Origin of the sequence: Rhizobium sp. NZLR1b (genome assembly GCF_019685155.1) — a bacterium.
In the GTDB taxonomy this organism is placed as follows: Bacteria; Pseudomonadota; Alphaproteobacteria; order Rhizobiales; family Rhizobiaceae; genus Rhizobium.
This window is the reverse complement of the sequence record NZ_JABDWC010000015.1, coordinates 91,842-112,690: the sequence shown is the minus strand read 5'-3', so window position 1 is coordinate 112,690 and position 20,849 is coordinate 91,842. Positions and strand designations below refer to the sequence as shown.

At 62.4% G+C, this 20,849-nt stretch carries 21 protein-coding genes and 1 riboswitch; of the genes, 2 read left to right on the top strand and 19 right to left on the bottom strand.

What is annotated here, in order from left to right; translation table 11 throughout:
- Positions 1-33: 33 nt before the first annotated feature.
- Together HJB84_RS20935 and HJB84_RS20930 are read right to left on the bottom strand one after the other, a co-directional pair.
- Entirely contained in the window at positions 34-1,077 is a 1,044-nt protein-coding gene (locus HJB84_RS20935; protein WP_221116765.1) for an AraC family transcriptional regulator, read from the bottom strand.
- A 178-nt stretch (positions 1,078-1,255) separates the two neighbouring features.
- Positions 1,256-2,047, bottom strand: coding sequence for an SDR family NAD(P)-dependent oxidoreductase (locus tag HJB84_RS20930; RefSeq protein ID WP_221116792.1), 792 nt, complete (start codon positions 2,045-2,047; stop codon positions 1,256-1,258).
- A gap of 98 nt (positions 2,048-2,145) precedes the next feature.
- Here HJB84_RS20930 and HJB84_RS20925 point away from each other — a divergent pair, with 98 nt between their 5' ends.
- A complete protein-coding gene (locus HJB84_RS20925; protein WP_221116764.1) occupies positions 2,146-3,063 on the top strand; it encodes a LysR family transcriptional regulator in 918 nt (305 codons plus the stop codon).
- A 131-nt stretch (positions 3,064-3,194) separates the two neighbouring features.
- Here HJB84_RS20925 and HJB84_RS20920 read toward each other — a convergent pair whose 3' ends face one another.
- The 14 genes from HJB84_RS20920 to HJB84_RS20855 all read right to left on the bottom strand — a co-directional run bounded on the left by HJB84_RS20920 (position 3,195) and on the right by HJB84_RS20855 (position 16,816).
- A complete protein-coding gene (locus tag HJB84_RS20920) occupies positions 3,195-3,824 on the bottom strand; it encodes a dienelactone hydrolase family protein (protein ID WP_311043802.1) in 630 nt (209 codons plus the stop codon).
- A gap of 9 nt (positions 3,825-3,833) precedes the next feature.
- Entirely contained in the window at positions 3,834-4,211 is a 378-nt protein-coding gene (locus HJB84_RS20915; protein ID WP_207580929.1) for a cytochrome C oxidase subunit IV family protein, read from the bottom strand.
- A 7-nt stretch (positions 4,212-4,218) separates the two neighbouring features.
- On the bottom strand, positions 4,219-4,938 hold the full coding sequence (locus HJB84_RS20910) for a heme-copper oxidase subunit III family protein (protein ID WP_207580930.1): 720 nt from the start codon (positions 4,936-4,938) through the stop codon (positions 4,219-4,221).
- Between the two features lie 46 nt (positions 4,939-4,984).
- The gene (locus HJB84_RS20905) at positions 4,985-5,698 is read right to left on the bottom strand and encodes a cytochrome c oxidase subunit 3 (protein ID WP_207580931.1); all 714 of its coding nucleotides are present in this window, start codon (positions 5,696-5,698) and stop codon (positions 4,985-4,987) included.
- The gene (ctaD, locus tag HJB84_RS20900) at positions 5,695-7,464 is read right to left on the bottom strand and encodes a cytochrome c oxidase subunit I (RefSeq protein WP_207580932.1); all 1,770 of its coding nucleotides are present in this window, start codon (positions 7,462-7,464) and stop codon (positions 5,695-5,697) included. The genes HJB84_RS20905 and ctaD overlap by 4 nt, the downstream gene beginning before the upstream one ends.
- A gap of 65 nt (positions 7,465-7,529) precedes the next feature.
- Positions 7,530-8,348, bottom strand: a complete 819-nt coding sequence (locus tag HJB84_RS20895) for a cytochrome c oxidase subunit II (RefSeq protein WP_207580933.1) — start codon at positions 8,346-8,348, stop codon at positions 7,530-7,532.
- A gap of 145 nt (positions 8,349-8,493) precedes the next feature.
- A complete protein-coding gene (locus HJB84_RS20890) occupies positions 8,494-8,883 on the bottom strand; it encodes a cytochrome c family protein (RefSeq protein ID WP_221116763.1) in 390 nt (129 codons plus the stop codon).
- 200 nt (positions 8,884-9,083) lie between these two features.
- Entirely contained in the window at positions 9,084-10,007 is a 924-nt protein-coding gene (locus tag HJB84_RS20885; protein ID WP_221116762.1) for an MYG1 family protein, read from the bottom strand.
- 354 nt (positions 10,008-10,361) lie between these two features.
- Positions 10,362-10,925, bottom strand: a complete 564-nt coding sequence (locus HJB84_RS20880) for a hypothetical protein (RefSeq protein WP_207580936.1) — start codon at positions 10,923-10,925, stop codon at positions 10,362-10,364.
- Between the two features lie 101 nt (positions 10,926-11,026).
- Positions 11,027-11,791: an ABC transporter ATP-binding protein gene (locus HJB84_RS20875; RefSeq protein WP_221116761.1), complete on the bottom strand. Its 765-nt coding sequence runs from the start codon at positions 11,789-11,791 to the stop codon at positions 11,027-11,029.
- Positions 11,788-12,819 carry an iron ABC transporter permease gene (locus HJB84_RS20870; protein ID WP_207580938.1) on the bottom strand — a complete coding sequence of 344 codons (1,032 nt, stop codon included), beginning with the start codon at positions 12,817-12,819 and terminating at the stop codon, positions 11,788-11,790. Before HJB84_RS20870 ends, HJB84_RS20875 begins: the two co-directional genes overlap by 4 nt.
- A gap of 5 nt (positions 12,820-12,824) precedes the next feature.
- On the bottom strand, positions 12,825-13,841 hold the full coding sequence (locus HJB84_RS20865; protein ID WP_221116760.1) for an ABC transporter substrate-binding protein: 1,017 nt from the start codon (positions 13,839-13,841) through the stop codon (positions 12,825-12,827).
- A gap of 173 nt (positions 13,842-14,014) precedes the next feature.
- A riboswitch (cobalamin riboswitch) is annotated at positions 14,015-14,271 on the bottom strand.
- Positions 14,272-14,526: 255 nt separating this feature from the next.
- Positions 14,527-15,807, bottom strand: coding sequence for a bifunctional sulfur transferase/dioxygenase Blh (gene blh, locus HJB84_RS20860; RefSeq protein WP_221116759.1), 1,281 nt, complete (start codon positions 15,805-15,807; stop codon positions 14,527-14,529).
- A 535-nt stretch (positions 15,808-16,342) separates the two neighbouring features.
- Entirely contained in the window at positions 16,343-16,816 is a 474-nt protein-coding gene (locus HJB84_RS20855) for a cupin domain-containing protein (protein ID WP_207580941.1), read from the bottom strand.
- A 200-nt stretch (positions 16,817-17,016) separates the two neighbouring features.
- On the opposite strand from HJB84_RS20855, the gene HJB84_RS20850 reads away from it, so the two are divergent.
- Entirely contained in the window at positions 17,017-17,547 is a 531-nt protein-coding gene (locus HJB84_RS20850) for a 2'-5' RNA ligase family protein (RefSeq protein WP_207580942.1), read from the top strand.
- Between the two features lie 302 nt (positions 17,548-17,849).
- Here HJB84_RS20850 and ilvB read toward each other — a convergent pair whose 3' ends face one another.
- The 3 genes from ilvB to HJB84_RS20835 all read right to left on the bottom strand — a co-directional run bounded on the left by ilvB (position 17,850) and on the right by HJB84_RS20835 (position 20,810).
- Positions 17,850-19,472: a biosynthetic-type acetolactate synthase large subunit gene (gene ilvB / locus HJB84_RS20845; protein ID WP_246762762.1), complete on the bottom strand. Its 1,623-nt coding sequence runs from the start codon at positions 19,470-19,472 to the stop codon at positions 17,850-17,852.
- Positions 19,473-19,817: 345 nt separating this feature from the next.
- Positions 19,818-20,249, bottom strand: a complete 432-nt coding sequence (locus HJB84_RS20840) for a hypothetical protein (RefSeq protein ID WP_221116758.1) — start codon at positions 20,247-20,249, stop codon at positions 19,818-19,820.
- 72 nt (positions 20,250-20,321) lie between these two features.
- Positions 20,322-20,810: a hypothetical protein gene (locus tag HJB84_RS20835; RefSeq protein WP_221116757.1), complete on the bottom strand. Its 489-nt coding sequence runs from the start codon at positions 20,808-20,810 to the stop codon at positions 20,322-20,324.
- Positions 20,811-20,849: the final 39 nt, after the last annotated feature.

Here is a 20,849-nt window from a genome sequence, read left to right as displayed (position 1 = left end):
CCTGGAACTCGTCGGCTCAGGCTGAACATCCTCTCACCCCTTCCGCTGCCGCCATGCCAGCGGCGTCATATCAGTCACCCGGCGGAATTCGCGGTTGAAATTGGATTTGGTCTGGAAGCCGACCTCGAACATTACCTCGGTCACCGGTTTCTCGGTGGCGGCGAGCAGCCGGCAGGCCTCGCCGATCCTGTAGTCGTTGACATATTGCGAGACGTTCTTGTCCATTGCCCGGTTGATCGCCGCCGAAATCTGCCGCGCCGGGATGCCGGCCTTGCGGGCCAGCCGGTCGAGATTGAGATTGGCGTCGCGATAGAGTTTCCTTGCCTCCATCAGCGCATCGACCGCAGCGATCGTCTCCTTATCCTCGCTCGTCTCCGGCCGCAGGGCTGTCTCCACCGTCTCGGCAGGCGCCCGGCTTCGGCTGGCGACGGCGGCCGCGATACCGAGGATGACGAGGACGGCGAGATTTCCTATACTGATCAGCGTCAGCGCGCGCTCGCTGTGTGCCGAGGTAAGGTCGAGGAAGACGAAGGTATCGACCGCGGCCGAGAGACACAGGGCGGCGGCCGTAAAGATGATCGCCCGATAGGCCGGCACCGCCCCTTCGAAGGGCGCCAGCCGCAGCGCATCTGCGCCAGGGCGCATCAGAAGCAGGATGACCAGGGCATAACCGACGAAAACAAGCACCAGCGCGATATCGATCGCATCCCGCCAGAAAGCCGTCAGAAGCAGGATAACGACGGCGGGCACGGCATGCAGCGCAATCCGCACCGGCAGCGGCCGCCGGCTCGTCCGGACCAGCCGGGAAACCCCGGCATAGGCGAGCGGCGGCACTATCGCCGCGATCACCGGCGCGACCATCCCCACCGTCTGCACCCCATAGCCCCAGCGCAAGCCGGAGAGCACGGATTGCAGCGCGGCGAGCAGGATAAGCGCCAGAAACGGCCGGTTCGGCGCCGCCTCCTCGTCCTGCCTGAGGACGGTAACGAAGAGGACAAGCAGCAGAAGGGCAACGGCGAAGGGAAGCGGAATAAACAGCATGGCCTGATAGGATCGTGGCGAATAGATGGTCATCATTGCCGAGATCCTCGCCCGAAGCGACCTCCATCACGTTTTAGGTAGGGATTTTTGGCTCCGCCTCTCCGCGCTCATCCTGTGCTCGTCAGCAATCCGGCCGCGGCCACGGCCGCCTCCTTGCTCCGTTCGGCAAAGGTGACGGCGGTGATCGTCAGCAGTGTATCGGTCACACCATCCCTTATGCGATGGTGTTGACGAGGCCGCCTTCGGCCCGGAGCGCCGCGCCATTGGTAGCAGACGAACGGGGGCTCGCGAGATAAGCGACCAGGCTTGCCACTTCCTCGGCCTCCACCATGCGCTGCAGGATCGAGGCGGAGCGTGCGGTTGCGAAGAATTCGGCCTCGATCTGCTTGATGGGCGCGGAAGGATCGCTCGCCTGGCCGCGCAGGAAGGCTTCGATGCCGTCGGATCGGGTCGGCCCGGGCAGCACCGAATTGACGGTGACGTTGGTGCCGCGCGTCAACTGTGCCAATCCACGTGAAATCGAAAGCTGCGCTGTCTTGGTGGTGGCGTAATGGATCATATCCTGCGGGATGGCGAGCGCGGATTCGCTCGAGATGAAGATGATCCGGCCCCAGTTCCGCTCCAGCATGCCGGGCAAATAGATGCGTGACAGGCGCACGCCGCTCATCACATTGACTTCGAAGAGATGGCTCCAGTCGGCATCGCTGATGTCGTTGAATGCTTTGCTTTCATAGATGCCGAGATTGTTGACCAGGACATTGATGGAGGGTGCCGCCTTGGCGATCTCGGCAACCCCCTCACCGGTACCGGCATCGGCCAAAATCCCGCTGACGCCCTTGGCGCCCGATGCCGTGATATCGGCGATGGCAGTGTCGAGCTTGCTCCGGTCGCGGCCGGTGATGATAACACGTGCGCCTTCGGCGGCCAGCGCGCGGGCGATTTCCAGCCCGATGCCGGCGGTGCCGCCGGTGACGAGTGCAGTCCTGTCAGTCAGTTTCAAGTCCATCATGAGGTCTCCAAATTGCGTTCTGGACCAATTTATGATCTGAGAAGACAAAGAACTATTGCCTGAAATGGACATGCACCTGTGAACGAGGTTCCTCAATGATGCGCGTTCTGATGGAGCGTTCAGGCGAGATGGAAGTCTTTGCCCGCGTGGTCCAGGAGGGCGGCTTTTCGGCCGCAGCCCGCAGCCTCGAAATCACTCCGTCCGCCGTCAGCAAACTGATCGCCCGCCTGGAAGCACGGCTCGGAACGCGCCTGTTGCTGCGCACCACGCGCGCCCTGACGTTGACGGAGGAAGGCGAAGCCTATCATCGCGCCGCACTCAGAATCCTGCAGGATCTGAACGACGCCGATCAGGAAGCGGCGGGCGGCGCTGTTCGCGGCCGGCTGCGCGTCAGCGTCACCGTGCCCCTCGGAACTATGTTCGTCGCACCCGCCATGCCTGATTTCGTCGCCCGCAACCCCGATCTCATCGTCGAGCTGAGCCTCACCGACGGCATCGTCGATCTGGTCGCTGAGAAGACCGACGTTGCCATTCGCATGGGAAACCTTCCGGATAGCGGCCTGATCGCCCGCAAGCTCGGCCAGTCCCGGCGCGTCGTCTGCGCCTCGCCATCCTACCTTGCGCTGAAGACGCGGCCGCAGATCCCGGCCGATCTCGAACATCACGACTGCCTGACCTTCAGCTTCCGCCGCGCCCGGCCGTCATGGCCCTTCCGCTGCGACGGCAAGGATATCGAACAGCCGGTGTCGGGAAGCCTTGTGGTCAACAACGGCGAGACGATGAAGCAGATGGCGCTTGCCGGCGCTGGCATCGCCCGTCTCGCCCGGTTCCACGTTGCGGCCGAAATTGCCGAGGGAAGCCTTGTCGCCTTGCTGGAGGATTGCAACCCGGGAGACTTGGAACTGATTCACGCCGTCCACGTTGCCGGTGGCCCCATCCCCCATCGCGTTCGCGCCTTCATCGACCACATCGTCGGGACGCTGAAGGCCTCGCCGCTGCTGCATGCGGATTGATTGCTCGATGAGCGACAGGGTGACGCCGGGATGGGGCCGTTCAATCGCCCGAGCATCGCCTCTCCATGCGTGCGCCGACGAAGATGTCTGACCTCCCGGAGGTCACACCTACGACAGGGCCGACGCCAGGATCAGAGGCGATGCAGGAACTCAAGCACGCGGGTGGTGAGGAGCGCAGTCGCATCCGCGTCATAGGATGGCAGCGAACTATCGGCGAAATAGTGCTGATCGCCGGGATAGAGGAAAAGCTCTGCGTCCTCGACCTTCGCCACGATCTCGCGGGCGGCGTCGACGTCACCCTCGCCGACAAAGATCGGATCGTTGTCCATACCATGGATCTGCACCGCAACGCCGTCCGGCCAAGGTCCAAAAGCCCATTCGCCGCTGATCGGCAGGCAGGAGTAAAAAAGCAGGGCCCCGCGGGCGCCCCGCCGTGTTTGTGCCAGCTTCTGCGCCGGCAGCACCCCGAAGGAGAACCCGGCATAGACCAGTTCGGGAGGCAGTTGGTCGGCGACCCGGACGCCGCGCTCCCTGATGGCGTCGAAGCCGATCTCGCCAATATGGGCAAGCCCCTCCTCGATGCTGTGGAATATGCGTCCGTCGAACAGATCAGGCGTGTGCACGATGTGGCCGGCTGCCCTGATCTCGTCGGCGAAGGCGCGCACTCCAGGGGTCAGCCCTTGTGCGTGGTGGAACAGCAAAATCTCGGCCATAATTGCTTCCGGTTGAAATAGTCTATTCGATAAAAATTCGGAACCGATGACCGATATCTACGGCCCAGCCCCAAAGAAGGCGAGCCGGGTGAAAATCGTATAGTCCGCCTCCGATACCATCAGCGCGACGAAAACCAGCACCAGCACCGGCGGCAGCAGAATGGCGTAGACCAGCGCCAGCCGTTCCCAGGCCATGTGCATGAAGATGGCGACGATCAGCCCGGCCTTCAGCATCATGAACACAAGGATCAGCGTCCACCTGAGATAGCTCTGGATGCCGAGATAATCGACCATGTAGGAACAGGCGCTGAGCACGAAGAGCAGGCCCCAGACGAAGAGATAGAGCCGGATCGGGTGCTGCTGTCCCGGGGCTTGTGAATGCGGTGTTTGTGCATGCGCCGTTTGGGTGTGTGCATGCGCCGTTGTCTCGTTCATGACGACCTCACCACAGATAAAAAAACGCGAAGATGAAGACCCAGACCAGGTCGACGAAGTGCCAGTAGAGGCCCATGATCTCGACGGCCTCGTAGCGCCCTCTCCGGCTGGTGAAGAAGCCGCGGCGCTCCTCGTCGAAATCGCCCCGCCAGACCTTGCGGGCGACGATGAGGAGGAAGATGACGCCGATCGTGACGTGGGTGCCGTGAAAGCCGGTGATCATGAAGAATGTCGATCCGAACTGTGCTGCCCCCCACGGGTTCTCCCAGGGGCGCACGCCTTCGGTGATCAGCTTGGTCCATTCGAAGGCCTGCATGCCGACAAAACATGCTCCGAGAAGTGCGGTCAGCAGCATCAGCATCGCCGTCTTGTGGCGGTCGCGGCGATAGCCGAAATTGACCGCCATCGCCATGGTGCCGCTGCTTGAGATCAGCACGAAGGTCATGATTGCGATCAGAATCAGCGGAACATCCTCGCCCCCGATATGGAGCGCGAAAACCTCGCTCGGATTGGGCCATGCGACCGGCGTCGACATACGGGCGGTCATATAGGCGATCAGAAAACAGCCGAAGACGAAGGTGTCGCTGAGGAGAAAGATCCACATCATCGCCTTACCCCAGGACGCCGTCTTGAAGGCGCGCTGATCCGAGCTGAAATCGGCGGCGATACCGCGCAGACCGACCGGCCTGAGGTCCGGCTCGCCGTGCGTCTCGATAGTCTGTGCCATCTGCAACCTCCTAGTTCGGCCCCTGGTTCAGCCCCTATTTCAGCCCCTATTTCAGCAATGTGCGGCAGAGATCGACGAAATCATTCGCCCACCCGGCAAAGAGGGCAAAGAGCAACAGCCAGACGGCGAGCATGAAATGCGAATAGATGGCGGAAAGATCGACGCTGAGGCGTAGCCTGTCCGGCGCGACGTCGGTTGAGAATGCCCTGACGGTCGTGTGCGAGAGCACGGCAAGCCCACCGAGGATATGCAGTCCGTGCAGGCCGGTCAGCATGTAGAAGAAGCTGTTGGCGGGATTGTCGGCAAGCACGTAGCCGGCTGCAGTCAGTTCCCGCCAAGCCTGGATTTGTCCGACGAGGAAGAAGACCGCAAGCGCAAGTCCCGTCACAAGCGCTGGCCGCAGGGCTTCCATGCGGCCGTGCCGCGCTTCTCGTTTGGCCCATTGCAGCGCGGCACTGCTCAAGGCAAGTGCTGCCGTGTTCACCCAGAGCAGGCGCGGAACCGGCATCCCCCACCAGTCCGCCGACGCCATGCGCATGAAATAGGCGCTGACAGCAAGGCTGAAGAGCGCGCCGACGACGCCGAGAAACACGAACAGGCCGATTTTCACCGCCGGCACGGGTGGCCGATCGGCGCTATGATGATCCGGCAGTTGCATGGATCCGGCTTCCAGCCAGGGCTTCGAGGTCAGCCGCTGCCCGGAAAGCCACCAGAAGATGATGGCGCCGACTGCGGCAAGGAAGAGCAGGATGACGTTCATGCCGGCACCTCCCGGGTGATGCCATCGCTTGCCGGCACATTCTGCGGGATGAAATCCTCGGCCGCCCCTGGCACGCTGTAATCATAGGCCCAGCGGTAGACGACAGGCAGGTCCTTGCCCCAGTTGCCGTGCGCCGGCGGCGTCTGCGGCGTCTGCCATTCGAGCGTCGTTGCCCGCCATGGATTGCCGCCGGCCTCCCTGCCCCGGAAAAGGCTCCAGACCAGATTGAACAGGAAGACCATCTGCCCGGCCCCGACGATCAGCGCCATGACCGTGATGAAGATGTTCAGCGTATGGGCCGAAGGTGGAACGAAGGCCGTCTCCCCGAGCTCGTAGTAGCGACGCGGCACGCCGAGCAGGCCGAGATAATGCATTGGAAAGAAGATCGCATAGGTGCCGAGGAAGGTGATCCAGAAGTGGATCTGGCCGAGCGCCTCGTTCAGCATGCGTCCCGTCACCTTCGGATACCAGTGATAGATCGCCCCGAAGATGACGAGGATCGGCGCCACACCCATGACCATGTGGAAATGCGCGACGACGAACATCGTATCCGACAGCGGCACGTCGACGACGACATTGCCGAGGAACAGACCGGTCAGGCCGCCATTGACGAAGGTAACGATGAAGGCGAGCGCAAAGAGCATCGGCAGCGTCAGATGGATGTCGCCGCGCCACAGCGTCAGCACCCAGTTGTAGACCTTGATCGCCGTCGGGACAGCGATAATCAGCGTCGTGGTGGCGAAGAAGAAGCCGAAGGCCGGGTTCATGCCGCTGACATACATATGGTGCGCCCAGACGACGAAGCTGAGCGCGCCGATGATGACGATCGCCCAGACCATCATGCGATAGCCGAAGATGTTCTTGCGCGCATGCGTGCTGATCAGGTCCGAGACGATGCCGAAGGCAGGTAGCGCGACGATATAGACTTCGGGGTGCCCGAAGAACCAGAACAGGTGCTGGAACAGGATCGGGCTGCCGCCGCTATGCTGCAGTTGCGTGCCCATTTCGACGATGGCGGGCATGAAGAAGCTGGTGCCGAGCACGCGGTCGAACAGCATCATGACGCAGGCGACGAAGAGCGCGGGAAAGGCCAAGAGCGCCATCACGGTGGCGGTGAAGATGCCCCAGACGGTGAGCGGCATCCGCATCAGCGTCATCCCCCGCGCCCGCCCCTGCAGCACGGTCACCACATAATTCAGGCCGCCCATGGTGAAGCCGATGATGAAGACGATCAGCGAGGAGAGCATCAGCAGGATGCCCCAGTCCTTGCCGCCGGGCGTGCCGGAGAGAACGGATTGCGGCGGATAAAGCGTCCATCCAGCCCCGGTCGGACCGCCGGGGGCGAAAAAGCCCGCAACCAGGATCAGCACCGCGAGCAGATAGATCCAATAGCTCAGCATGTTCGCGTAGGGGAATACCATGTCGCGCGCGCCGACCATCAGCGGAATGAGGTAGTTGCCGAAGCCGCCGAGAAACAGCGCGGTCAGCAGATAGATCACCATGATCATGCCGTGCATCGTGATGAACTGGTAATAGTGATCGGCGTCGATGAAGGCGAAATGGCCGGGGAAAGCAAGCTGCAGCCGCATCAGCCAGGAGAGTACCAACGCCACCAGGCCGATCGAGATGGCGGTGATCGAATATTGCACGGCGATGATCTTGGCATCCTGGCTGAACACATATTTCGTCCACCAGCTTCTCGGATGGTAAAGCTCGACATCCTCGACTTCGGCGGATGGAATGCTGCCGGATGGAATCTCGACCATGATCTCTCTTCCCTTTCCCCGCCGGTTAACTGAGCCATCAAGCGGCTCCGGCGGCTGCGCCGAAGTCAGTTTGCCTGCGGCGGCTCTCCCGATGACGCCGTAAGCTGGGTGAAAGTCTGTTGCTGCCCGAGCCAGGTCTGGTAGTCCGCGTCGTCGTCGACGACGACGGTGCCGCGCATTTGCGGGTGGCCGACGCCGCAGAGTTCGGCACAGAGGATCTCGAAGGTCCCAGTCCGCGTCGGCGTCAGCCAGAAATAGGTGATCATGCCGGGGATCATGTCCATCTTGGCGCGGAATTCCGGCACGTAGAAATCGTGGAGCACATCGACGGAGCGCAGCAATATGTGCACCGGCTTGCCGATCGGCAGATGCAGCTCACCGCCCTCGATGATGACGTCGTCGAGGCCGCTTGCGTCGTTCTTGTCGAGGCCGAGCGGATTGTCAGGAGTGACGTTGCGCGTCTCCGCACGGCCAAGCTTTCCGTCCGCGCCCGGCAGGCGGAAGCTCCACAGCCACTGCTGGCTGACGACCTCGACCGATGCGGCATCGGCGGGCACCGTGATGAACTGGTTCCACACAATGAGGCCGGGCGCCAGCATCGCCGCGACGCCGACCGCCGTTCCCCCTGCCAACAGCAATTCCAGCCGACGGTTTTCAGGCTCATAATGCGCCCGGTTGCCGGGCTTGTGGCGGAAGCGGAACACGCAGTAGGCCATGAACGAAATCACCGCTACGAAAACGGTGCCGGTGATCCAGAAGGTGATGACGAGGGTACTGTCGATATAGGTCCAGTTGGACGCGATCGGCGTCCACCACCACGGGCTCAGCACATGGAACAGCACCGAGCCGACGACAATCAGGACGAGGATCAGCACGACAGCCATTTCCGCTCCTCCTCGAGCAGGTTGACCGTGAAACCGCATTCCGCAGAAAGTCCGTGTTTATTATCGCACAGATAGAAAATATCGGCAATTACGGCAATTTAGGCATGCGCCGTCGGCCGCGACCCGTCATTTGGAGTATTCAACCTCACTGGGAATATTGCTTGAGATAGGCGATGAGATCGGTGATCTCCTGGTCGTCCTTCAGGCCGACAAACGCCATCTTCGTGCCCTTCACCTTCGCTCTCGGATTGTGCAGATAGTCACGCAGCACCGTCTCGTCCCAGACGAGACCGCCTTCGCCTGCCGCCTTCATGCCGGCCGAATAGGCGAAATCAGGATGCGTTCCCGCCTTCCTGCCAAACAGCTTGTTCAGCGACGGGCCGACCTTGTTCGTATCGGACTCGGCGATATGACAGGTCGCACATTTTTTGAAAACGGTGGCGCCCGCCGTCGCATCACCCTCCTGCGCCCCGGCGACAGCAGGGAAAAGGGCAGTCACAGTTGCACCAATCAGCAGAACAACACGGTAATCCATGGCAAACCTCATCCTCCTCAAGGTCGCCAGCCACTCACACCGTCCATTATCTCTCGCGTGTGGGTGGTGGTTGTTATGGCCCAAAGCTTAGTCCTTCGCGGATGCAAGTCAATCGCTTCCACATTTGGGTCACCTGAACGCCTCTGATACCAGGTGGACCCGACGCGGATAACTGCCACGCCAGCTGACGCCCTTTTTGACTACTCCCCGATCGAGAGCGCTTCCTTTACCGCCAACTCGGCCATGGCAAGCGTCGCCTCGCGGGTTCTGGCGGCGGCGATGAAGCGGCCGTTGTGGCAGAAGGTCGCACCCTCTATGCCGCAAACCGCCTCCAACTCTCCATTAGCAAGACCGGCCCAGGCTGCCGGCAGATCGGCCCTGAGCTCGAAACCCTGCTCGGCACGGCGGATGCCGGTCACGCACCAATCTTTTTCGCGCGGGTGGACGACGAACAGCAGGTGATCGGCGCCGGCCTTGACGATGGCGGGACGGAAGGGCATTCCTCTTGGCAATTCCAGAACACGCCCTTGCCCCGCAACCTCGATCGCCCGATGCACCATCGCCTCGGCCCGCAGTTTTGCGGCACTCTGGGCGATCCTCGCCTCAACGAAACTGCGGGCAATGGCAAGAGCCGCATGGAAGGCGCGATCGTCTGCCTCGGGGTCCGCTTCGTCGAAAACCGGTTTCAGGGTCTCCAGCAGCGCCGGCAGCGTTAGCCCCGCCAGCGGTCCCGAGGGGCTGAGCGCACCGTTGTCGGTCAGATCGATCGGCAGCACGAAGCCGGCATCGAAAGAGCCATGCACCACATCGACATGTGTTTCGGGAAGGCCGGAGGCTGCGAGATAATCACGGCCGTAATGCTTCCAGATCAAGCCGAACGAGCTGTAAGGCTGGCCATCGTCGCGCAACGGCGCGCCGCGCTGGTGGTGATCGAATATCCCGGCATCGGGGTCGTAGACGCCGCCGACATCGTAGATGATCCGGTCTTTGCCCGGCGTGATCCATTCCGGCGCCCGGCTGCGGACGATGCGCGCCTGCGGGAAAAGCCGGGTCAGGATGACGCTCGACAGCAATTCGTCGGCATGGAAGCCACCGGAATGGGTGACGAGAAAATTGGGGATCATGAAAGGCCTTGTCGTTTTCGGCGGGTCCGCCTGGGTCAGCACCAGATAGCGGTTGGCGGATATAACGACAAGCCTCTATGGGATGAGGCTCTTGGACTTTGGCGTATTGGCGCCTGCAGTGACTGCCGCGGTGGAATAGCAAGAGCAAACCCCCGGCATCCCCGAAGCCCGGGCGCGGAAACCTCCAACGCCCCTCATCCTGATGCGCGTAGCCCACAGGGCGAAGCCTCGAAGGACGCGCTGCAGCGCTGCTCCTTCCGCTGGCGCACCCACCTCGCCCTTCGAGGCCTGTAAAGGTCGGCCGAAACAACTGCGCAGCGGTTTTGGCCGAACGACGTGCATGAAATCAGAGGCCTAAGACAGCGCCGGTCCCGGCTGTCTTGCAACCAGCGCACGGCCACCCGCCGCGCCGGCATGAAGGCAGATGAGCCCGATCGCAGCGATAGAATTGATCAGCAGGACATTTGCCACGACCGACGCCGAAAACGCGCTCTCGCCTGACGGAAGCACCGCCGTTGCGGCAAAGAGTACGCCTTCATAGGCAACGAAGCCGGCCATGAAGGCGCCAGCCGCGGTGACGGCAAGGTCCGCCGCGAGACGAAGCACTCCGAGCGCTGCCGCCAGAGATGCGATTGCAGCGATACCGATCGCCAAGCCCCAGGCATAACTGTCCCAAGTCTGGGGATAACCGAGCAGGAGATATCCGACCATCTGGTTGGCGAGCCAGGCCAGCAAAACCGCCGTCACCGCCATCCGCCGAGGAAGAATGACCGCTGACACCGCCGCCAAGGCCACGAAGGGCGTCACGCAGGCAAAAAGCAGGCTGAGAGCGACGCTAGCACCTGAAATGATGACGACCCAGGCGACCGCGAAACCGGGAACGACCGGGCGCAGGGGAAACTGATTTCTTTCGAGCATCGCGAAACTCCGTTCGACCGGGCGCGCGCGCCCCAGGAAATCATACGCCAGTCCTGGAAAAATGCCAGTAAGCCTCTCCCTGAGAACGAATTCCCAGCCGCTCAATCCATGACGTATTGGATATGATGCCGGCCATGCACGGCCGATTTCTGGACATGGGCGCGAACGCCGAAAACACGGGCGATCATATCCTCCGTCAGCACATGCTCCGGTGCGCCCGAGGCGACGACCTCGCCCTTCTGAAGCACCGCCAGGCTGTCGCAGAACATCGCCGCCAGGTTGAGATCGTGCAGCGCGACGATGCAGGTGATGCCGAGTTTCGAGATCAGTTGGAGAATGTCGAGCTGATGCTGGATATCGAGATGATTGGTCGGCTCGTCGAGCAACAACTCGCTCGGCGCCTGCGCCAGCGACCGCGCGATATGGACACGCTGGCGCTCGCCGCCCGACAGCGTCTGCCAGAGCTGGCCCGCCCGCTCCCCCATGTCGACCCGTAACAAGGCCTCATCGACCGCGGCATCGTCCTCCGCGCCCCAGGGCGAGAGCAGCCCGCGATGTGGCGTGCGGCCGAGCTGCACCGCGTCGCGCACCGTCAGCTGCGTATCGGTCGTCGACTGTTGCTCGACGAAGGCGATGCGCCGCGCAAGGGCTGCGCGTGACAGCGAGGCGATATCGTCTTCGCCCAGCCGGATGACGCCACTGCGGACCTTCCGCAGCCGGCAGATCAGCCTGAGCAGGCTCGATTTGCCGGAGCCGTTCGGCCCGAGCAGACCGAGCACCTTGCCCTTTGCCACCGTCAGGCTGACGCCGTTGACGATGACCGTGTCGCCGGCGGCGAAACTCACCGCATCGATGGTAATGCTCATGCACTCCTCCGGACGCGATAGAGGATGACGGCGAAGGCCGGCGCGCCGAAGAGCGCCGTGACGACGCCGATCGGCAGGACCTGCTGCGGGATGATGATGCGCGAGACGATATCGGCGCCGACCATGTAGATTGCGCCGCCGAGCGCCGTTGCCGGCAGCAGCCGCCGATGGCCCGGCCCGACGAGAAAGCGGGCGGCATGCGGAATGACGAGGCCGACGAAGCCAATCGAGCCCACCACGCTGACGACGCTTGCCGTCATCGCCGCCGTCAGGCCGAACAGCAGGATCTGGACGCGGCGCACGGCAATGCCGAGCGAGGCCGCCGCATCCGTGCCGAAGGAGAAGGCGTCGAGCGCCCTGACATGGGCCATGCAGATGACGAAGCCGGCAAGCGCGATCGGCACCGAGAGATAGACATCCGGCCAGCGCACGCCGCTGAGCGACCCCAGAAGCCAGAACAGGATGCCGCGCGCCTGCTCGGCATTCGCCGATGTCGTCACTATGTAGGAGGTCAGCGCATTGAAGAGCTGCGAGCCGGCGACGCCGCAAAGGATGATGCGCTCGCCGGTTCCCCCCGCACCCGTCGCAAGGAAGCCGATCAGCAGAAAGGCGATGACCGCGCCGATGAAGGCGCCGCTCGACAGGCCGAAAACACCGTAGCCGAAGCCGAGGATCATCACGCAGACCGCTCCCGTCGAGGCGCCGGCAGAGATGCCGAGCACGTAGGGTTCGGCCAGCGGATTGCGCAGCAGCGCCTGCAGCACGGCGCCACAGAGCGAGAGCGACGCGCCGGCGCTGGCCGCAACCAGCGCCCGGCTCAGCCGATAATCCCAGACGATGCCCTGGTGGATGCGGCTGAGCTCGAAATCCGTGCCGAACAGCCGGTTCGACACCGCCTCCGCCGTGGTCGCTAGCGGGATCGCGATCTCCCCGATCGAAACAGCGAGACTGATCATCAGCCCGAGAAGCAGAAAGGCAGAAATGGTGAGCGCGCCAAGCGCCCACCATCCGTGTTGTCTGACCGACATTGCCTTCACTGCGAGAGACCGAAGGACTTGATGCCGTTCGCCAAGGTCTCGATGCCGTCGATCGTACGGATCGTCGGGTTCATCGATTGCGCGTCCATCATCACGAAGTGCTCGTTCTTGACCGCGTCAAGCTCCTTGGTCACCGGGTCGTTCTCGAGAAAATCGATCTTGACCTTCGGATCGTCGGCGGCGTAGCGGCGCCGGTCCATGGTCGCCAACACGATAACCGCCGGGTTCACCTGAGAAATGGTTTCCCAGCCAACCAGCGGCCATTCCTCTTCGGTTGTCACGACATTCCTGGCGCCGATCGCCTTCAGGATATAGGCAGGCGCGCTGTTCTTGCCAGCGATGAAAGCATCGCCATTGACTTGCTTGCTGGAGAACCAGAAGACGATGGGCAGGTTCTTGCCCGATGCGCCTGATATCGACGCGACGGCATCCGCCTCGCGCTTCTTCAACTTGGAAATCAGCGCATCGCCGCGCTCCTTCACGTCGAAGATCTCCGAGAGCTCGGCGATCTCACGGTAGACCAGCTCCATCGTGAACAGCTCCTTGCGCACACCGTCGCCGCCATCGGTGTTGACCTTGGCGACGCAATCGGCCGGCGCGAGATAGGTATTGATCCCGAGATCCTGGAACTGCTCCCGCTTGCCGACGGAGCCCTGCGCGCCGACATGCCATTCGAACTCGGCCGCCACCAGGTCGGGCTCCCGCCCAACAACGGATTCGAAGCTCGGATCATTGTCGGCGAGACGCTTTATCTTGCTGTTAGCCTCGGCATATTGCGGCAGGACGGGACCGACCCAGACGGCCGTACCAGCAATCTTCTCGGCAAGGTCGAGCGAGAAGAGAATTTCAGTCATGCCCTGGCCGATCGAAACGATCTTCGACGGCGCCTTCTGGAACGTCACCTGCTGACCGCAATTGGTGATGGTCAAAGGATATTGGGTGGCGGCAAGGCTCGGTGCCGCAAGGCCGATCAGCCCGAAGGCAAATGTCATGGTGGCGAGAATCTGGCGCATGAAAAACCTCGATTGAAGAGAAAAAGCATGGTTATGCCGCACCCGCGGCCGAAGGCACGGTGATACGTGCGCTAACCGCAGGAGGCCCAATCGAGACGGATGCATGCCGAAATTCGGCGAAGGTTCAGAAGGTCAATCATGTCTGTTCCTTGTCCGGGCATCCCCGCCCGGTTGATTGGATCGTGATTGACGGCAGGTCTCCTGGCTTGCGGATATCCGTCGGTTCATCCGCCTTCCCGCGATATCTCGCAGTGGCAGGGCTATAAGCCCTTCAGAGATGGCCAGTCGCTGGCCACACCTGAGATGATCGACAATCCGCATACAGTTGCGGGGGCAGCCACGGTCTCGGTCCCTGCTGGGTCGTCCTTACCGTGTTCCCTATTAATCCCCTTGGAGTCATCTTCAGGGAACCGTCGCCCCCAGTTACGTCGCCTGCCCGCAAGACGTCAATGCCTATTGCGGAGGATTGGGTTCGTGCGGGTGAAAAATAGAGACGGAACGTAGGGGGCCTGTTGGCCGGTGTAATACCTGCATCCTCGCCTCCTCAGGATGAGGCTCTCTTGAGCGTTGGCGCCGCTTTCTCCCGTTCCCGCTGTCGTGAGCGCGGCATCCGCCAACGTCCCTGATGCTGATGTGCGCAGCCCGAGAGGGCGAAACCTCGAAGCACGCCGCACGCTACTTCTTGCTACAACGCATCCAGCGGTATCTTCAGATACCGCCGCCCATTTCCCTCCGGCTCCGGCAATCTGCCTCCCCGAATATTCACCTGTAGCGCGTGCAACATCAGTTTCGGCTTCGGCAGCGTGCGGTCGCGCGCCTGGCGCAGCGCCACAAAGCCGGCCTCGTCGATGCCTGATATATGCGGGTTACCGTTTTTCTGGGCGGCCACCTTGCTTTCCCAGCGCGCGTGGCGCCCGCCGGGCTGATAGTCGTGGCCGGAAAAGAGCCGGGTCTCATCGGGCAGCGACAGGATGACCTGGATCGAGTGCCAGAGGGCGCTGGCGCTGCCGCCGGGGAAATCCGTGCGCGCCGTGCCGGAATCCGGCGTAAATACGGTGTCGTGCACGAAGGCGGCATCGCCGATCAGATAGGTCACCGAAGCAAGCGTATGGCCGGGCGAAAACATCACACGGGCTTCAAGCCCACCGATCTCGAAGGTGTCGCCATCGGCAAACAGCCGGTCCCACTGCGAGCCGTCGGTTTCGAGTGCCGGCAAGTTGTAGATCTCCTTCCAGAGCACCTGGACGTCGGTGACATGGGCGCCGATCGCCGTCGGCGCGCCGGTCTTTCTCTTGAGGTAATGCGCGGCGGAGAAATGATCGGCATGCGGATGCGTGTCGAGGATCCACGCGACCGTCAGCCCCTCGCTGTCAATATGAGCGAGGATGGCGTCGGCATTCGCCGTTCCCGTCGCGCCCGACATCTCGTCGAAATCGAGCACCGGGTCGATGATGGCACAGCGTTTTGTCACCGGGTCTGAAACGACATATTGCACGCTGCAGCTGCGGGGCTCGAAGAAAGCCTTCACACCAGCCGCCTGCCCAGCCCGCTTTTCCAGCCAGCGGCGTGCGCCGGCAAGATCGAAGCCGAGTCTTTGGCCGAAGACCTCGACCTCTCCGGGCTGCATCCGCCCGTCGAGCACCTCTCCCAGCACATAGAGCGTCAGCGCCCGTGTGCCGCTCTTGCAATGAGCAACGACCGGCCCCTTCGCCTGCGTCATCGCCATCTGGAAAGCGCGGATATCGGCCTCGGTGATCTCGGCCCCTTTCACCGGCACGAAGCTGTAGGCGAGCCCCGCGGCAGCAGCAGCAGCCTTTTCCGCGGCATTGCCAGGCTGCCCCGGCTCCTCGCCATCCGGCCGGGCATTGATGACGCCGGCAAAGCCGTTTGCCGCAAAAGCGGCAAAGCCCGCGGCATCGGGCTGTCCCGTCACCGATATCAGCTCATTGACCCTCACGGATGTCATCGAAGCCCCCATGCTACCTGCATCATGCAGTATCGCATGTATATCGATACAATCTCACAAGTATATTGCCGAGCGCAAGAATAGCCGCCTGGCGTTCCCCGCGCCTGCGGCAAGTCCGCAAACCTGAATGATGCCGGCTACGCCATCGAAGCCGCCTTCAACCGCGCCTTCTCCCGCGCCTTCGCCATCCCGCCGGTCGCCTGGCGGGCGATGGCGCGGGAATAGAGCGAGAGTGGGCGTCAGACATCGAGCCGATAGCATTTACCTGGTCGGCAAAGCTTCCGCATCCTGCCCTTTTCCGCCAGCCCCGGCGCCCCCCAAGAGAGCCTCATCCTGAGGTGCCCCGAAGGAGCCTCGAAGGACGAGGCGGGCGCTCGGCGCGGCGGCAATATTGATGCGGAGCAGTGCCGCCGCGTGTCCTTCGAGGCTCCGCCCTGCGGGCTCCGCACCTCAAGGATGAGCAGCGTTGGAGGACGCCGCCCCCATAAGCTCCGTTGTCAATCTTACGCAAGGCCGCGATGGTCGATCAGCGCCATCATGGGCTCTTCAATCCGAGCGCCAGCGTCATGTCGTTGATGATCCCCAATCGCGCTTCGATCACCGCGATTTTCGCGGGCGTATCAGCACCGAAGGCGTCGATATCGATGAACAATTGCTCACATCCGCCCGGCGTCACCATGCCGAACATCTGACCGGGTTCGTCGCTTATGTTTCGCCAGCTGTGCTGTACATGCGGCGGCAGAACGACGACGCTTCCCGCAGGCGCATCGAACTCCTCGTCGCCGCATTGAAATTGGTAGAGCCCATGGATGACTCGAAAGACTTCCGTCTCCCGCGTATGCGTGTGCGGGGCCGGACCATGACCCGGCGGGGTGAAGGTTTCCCACATCCCGAACGCGCCGCCGGTCTCCTTGGCCGTGGCATGGATGACGATCCTCGCGCCGAAGGGCGTTCTCGCCAACCGCTCCTTACCGGGCAAAGAAACCACGGCGCTCCTGAAACTCGACATTTCTACCTCCCTCGGCAAGCTTTTGCCAACGGCCGCGTCGTCACCCCTGCTGCGCCTCGTTCAAGCATCCCATGATAGTCGAATCCCCGCGGCGGAAAAACAGACAAAGCCGCCCGATATCCTGCAATGCCGGCGGCTGCTCGACATCGGCAACGATGTAAAGCTATGGTTCAGCCGGGATAGACTGATAACGCTCGCGCATGTCTTACGGGGTCAGCCTCAAATGTCTGAACGAGACCGCGTCGCCGGTTTTCAAACTCTGGGAGGAAGCCGCTGTATTCGAAGAGATCGCTTCGATGCGGGCTTTGAACTATCCTCGCCACCTCACCCTCGCCGTCTATCAAGAGCTTGCTTCCGATCGGTTGGCCGAGGCGTTCGAGCGTGTTTTCCGCACGCGTTCGACCGTGACCGTGAACTTTTCGGGTGCCAGTTATTTCGAGAACGAGTTCATCGTCTTATGGGCGCGTCCGATTGCGGACGACGCGCTTTTCCAGTTGCACGCGGCACTGCACCAAGAGATCGATCCCGCATGCTGTCACGAGCACTATAGGCCCGGCAACTGGGTACCTCACTGCACCGTCGCCGCAAAAGTGCCGAAGGCAAAATCAGAGATCGCGATCAACTGGGCGAACGAAAACCGGATGCAGTTCGCGGTGAATTTCGATGCCGCAGACTGTGTCCGATTTCCGCCTGTGGAGCTAATGAGCGAGATCGCATTGACGCAGCAATGACGGCCGGCGGCGCAAGGCGACCTGCTTGATACGACAGCTTTCAGTGGTCGATGCAGAGGATGAATGCCGGGCGGAGTCTGGCCGTTGGCACACCGCAGGACCTTCCGGTGACACAAGCCGCGCCCTCTCTCCACCCTCATCCTGAGGAGCCCCGTAGGGGCCTCGAAGGACGAGGGTGGCCAGTGGCGGTTCATCTGGCGGTGGATGTGGACTTAAGCGCCGAGCCACCCGCCCTCGTCCTTCGAGGCTCCGGCCTTTGGCCTGCGCACCTCAGGATGAGGGCTGATCGGTGTGCCGCTGGGTTAAGTTGACGGTGTGCCATGCCAGTGGGCACTGTCGGCGACGCGGCAGTCGAACAGAACAGGCATGTCCACCTCGATCATCTCCAGGATTGCATCGTCGAGTTCGGCCAGCCTCTCGCAGCGAATGCCATGTCCGCCATAGGCTTCGGCAAGCTTCACGAAATCCGGGTTTCCGTGCTGGCGCTGCGTTCCCTGATCGCCGCCATTGAGAATGAAGATCTTGATCGGCGCGTTGTGCTGCACGGCGGCCGACATTTCCTTCATCGTCACCTGCACGGAGGCATCGCCGGCGATGTCGATGACAAGGCTGTTGGGATTGGCGATCTGCACGCCGAGGGCGGCGGGCAGCCCGTATCCCATCGTCCCCAGGCCGCCTGACGTCACCCAGCGGTTCGGTCGCTCGAAGTCGTAAGATTGCGCCGCCCATATCTGATGCCGGCCGACCTCCGTCGTGATGTAGGTATCCCGATGCTTCGTCAGTTCATAAAGCCGCTCGATGGCATATTGCGGCATGATGACGTCCTCGCGCTTCGCATAGGAAAACGATCGGCGCGCCCGCCAGTCGGCAATCGCGCTCCACCACTCGGTCAGCCGCGCCCGGTCCGGCGCCTGCGGCAGCGCCCGCCACAGGCGAACGAGCTCGGCCAGCACACCCGCGGCATCGCCCCGGATGGCGATATCGGCGCGCACAGTCTTGTTAAGCGAGGAAGTATCGATATCGATCTGGATCTTCCGGGAATTCGGTGAGAAACCATCGACGCTGGCGGCAAGCCCGCCATCGAAGCGCGCCCCGATGCAGAGCATGAGGTCGCAGTCATGTATTGCCATGTTGGCCTCGTAGGAGCCGTGAAGCCCGGCCATCTTCAGCCAGTTCGGGCTGGAAGCCGGATAGGCGCCGAGCCCCATCAGCGTCGACGTGACGGGAAAGCCGGTGAGATCGACCAGTTCACTCAGCAGTTTTGACGCTTCAAGACCGGAATTGATGACACCGCCGCCCGCGCAGATAATCGGCTTACGTGCCGTCGCCATCAGAGCGGCCGCAGCCTCGATCTCCCTGATGTCGCTTAGGCGGTCCGGCTGATAGCTCGTCCTCGGGGCGACTGCCTCAGGCGGTGTATAATTTCCGCTCGCAAACAGCACATCCTTCGGCATGTCGACCAGAACGGGGCCGGGCCGGCCCGATCCGGCGATGCGAAAGGCTTCGTGGATGGCCGCCGCCAGATCATTGACGTCGCCGACCAGCCGATTGTGTTTCGTGCAGGCGCGGGTAATGCCGACGGTATCGCATTCCTGAAAGGCATCGGAGCCGATCAGCGACGTCGGCACCTGGCCGGACAGGCAAACGAGCGGCACGGAATCCATCAAGGCATCCTGAAGGGGCGTGATCGCGTTGGTGACGCCGGGGCCTGAGGTCACCAGCATGACGCCGACCTTGCCCGTCGAGCGGGCATATCCCTCGGCGGCATGGCCGGCTCCCTGTTCATGGCGAACCAGAATGTGTCTGATGTCTTCCTGCTGGAAAAGCTCGTCGTAGATCGGCAGCACCGCAGCACCCGGATAGCCGAATATATGCTCGACGCCATTGTCTCTCAGCGCCTGGAGAACGATTTCCGCGCCGGTCATCTGCGCGCGCGGGGTGTCGATGGAATGACGGGATCTCATGGTTCCGTTCCTTGATCAGTGTGATGATGTGTGGAAAGTCCGACGAGGCCCGCGCCCAAATTCAGGGCATAAAAAAGGCCCCGTCAGGAGCCTGCTTACCGCGCATGGGTGCTTTCGCTGGATGGTTACACCATCCTGCCCATGCGCCCGATCACCACTGCCAGAACCAATGCGATTTTCATAGCGTCACAGCTAAAGGCAAATCGGCTCGTCGTCAATGCTTCCGAAGGAGACGAAACCGCCCGCGCGAGAAGGCGGGCGGTTGCATCATCGTGTGATGTCCTGGCTATGCCGGGGTGTTCAAGATTAGTTCTGGCCCTGCAGGCGGTCCATGACCTGGAGCAGCAAGTCGGCGCAGGCCTTCATCGGTTCATCCTCGGCGCATTTCAGATCGATCCGGGTGGCCCCATCCTCGATCCGGAAATGCGCGGCCTTGGACGGCGGCGGCGGCGGCGGGCGATGACCGCGGAAACCGCGGAAACCCCTGTCGTCGCGGAAACCCATATCGTCTCTCGAACCATGCCACCGGTCATCGGGACGATCTTCCGGCCGCGCATCCGGCCCAACCATCATCGGCTCGTTATCACCGGAAGCAGGCGGTGGCGGTGGTGGTGGTGGTGAGGCCGGGTCGGCCGCCACGGGCGGAGCTCCGGCGGGTGGCGGGGCGGGCGGTTGTTGGGCGAAGGCGGTGCCGGCCAGTGCGGCAAGAGCAAGGCCTGATAGGAGAAGTCTTTGCATGGGAATTGTTCCTTTGCGGGAATTGAGAAGCACGTTTGTAAACACCGCAACGCGGCTTTGGTTCACGGCCCGTCAAGGCCTGTGATCGAAATCCTCAAATGGTCGATGCGGCGGACCTTTCGGCGGGCGCAGCGCTTCGGTTCGTCCGTCCTGGCGAACGAGATAGCTCGCATGCACGAAGCCATCGTCGAAGCGCCCCTGCACGGTGACGGCCTCGTCTCGGGTAACGAGCGCGCCACCCTCGCCGGCTCGGCCTGTTTCAACAAGCGCCTTGCCGCTATCGTCCTGCAGCACGAACTTGTTGCCGTAGATCTCGGCGACCTTGCCCTTGATCGTGACGAGGCTCGATGCCGGCATGGCCGAAATCGCCACCGGCGCCAGCGGCGCCATCTCTGGCATAGGACGCATCATTTTCACCGCGCCCGCACCCCCGACAGCACCGATGACAAGCGCCACGGCGGCAGCAATGACGGGGATCACCAGCCGTCGCCGGCGCTGTCCTGGCGGGACGGGCGTGGCTGCGCCCTCGGTATGCACGTTGTCCTGGTCTTCATTCGGCATATATCTGTTCCTTGCATCAGTAGTGGTCGCACTCTAGCC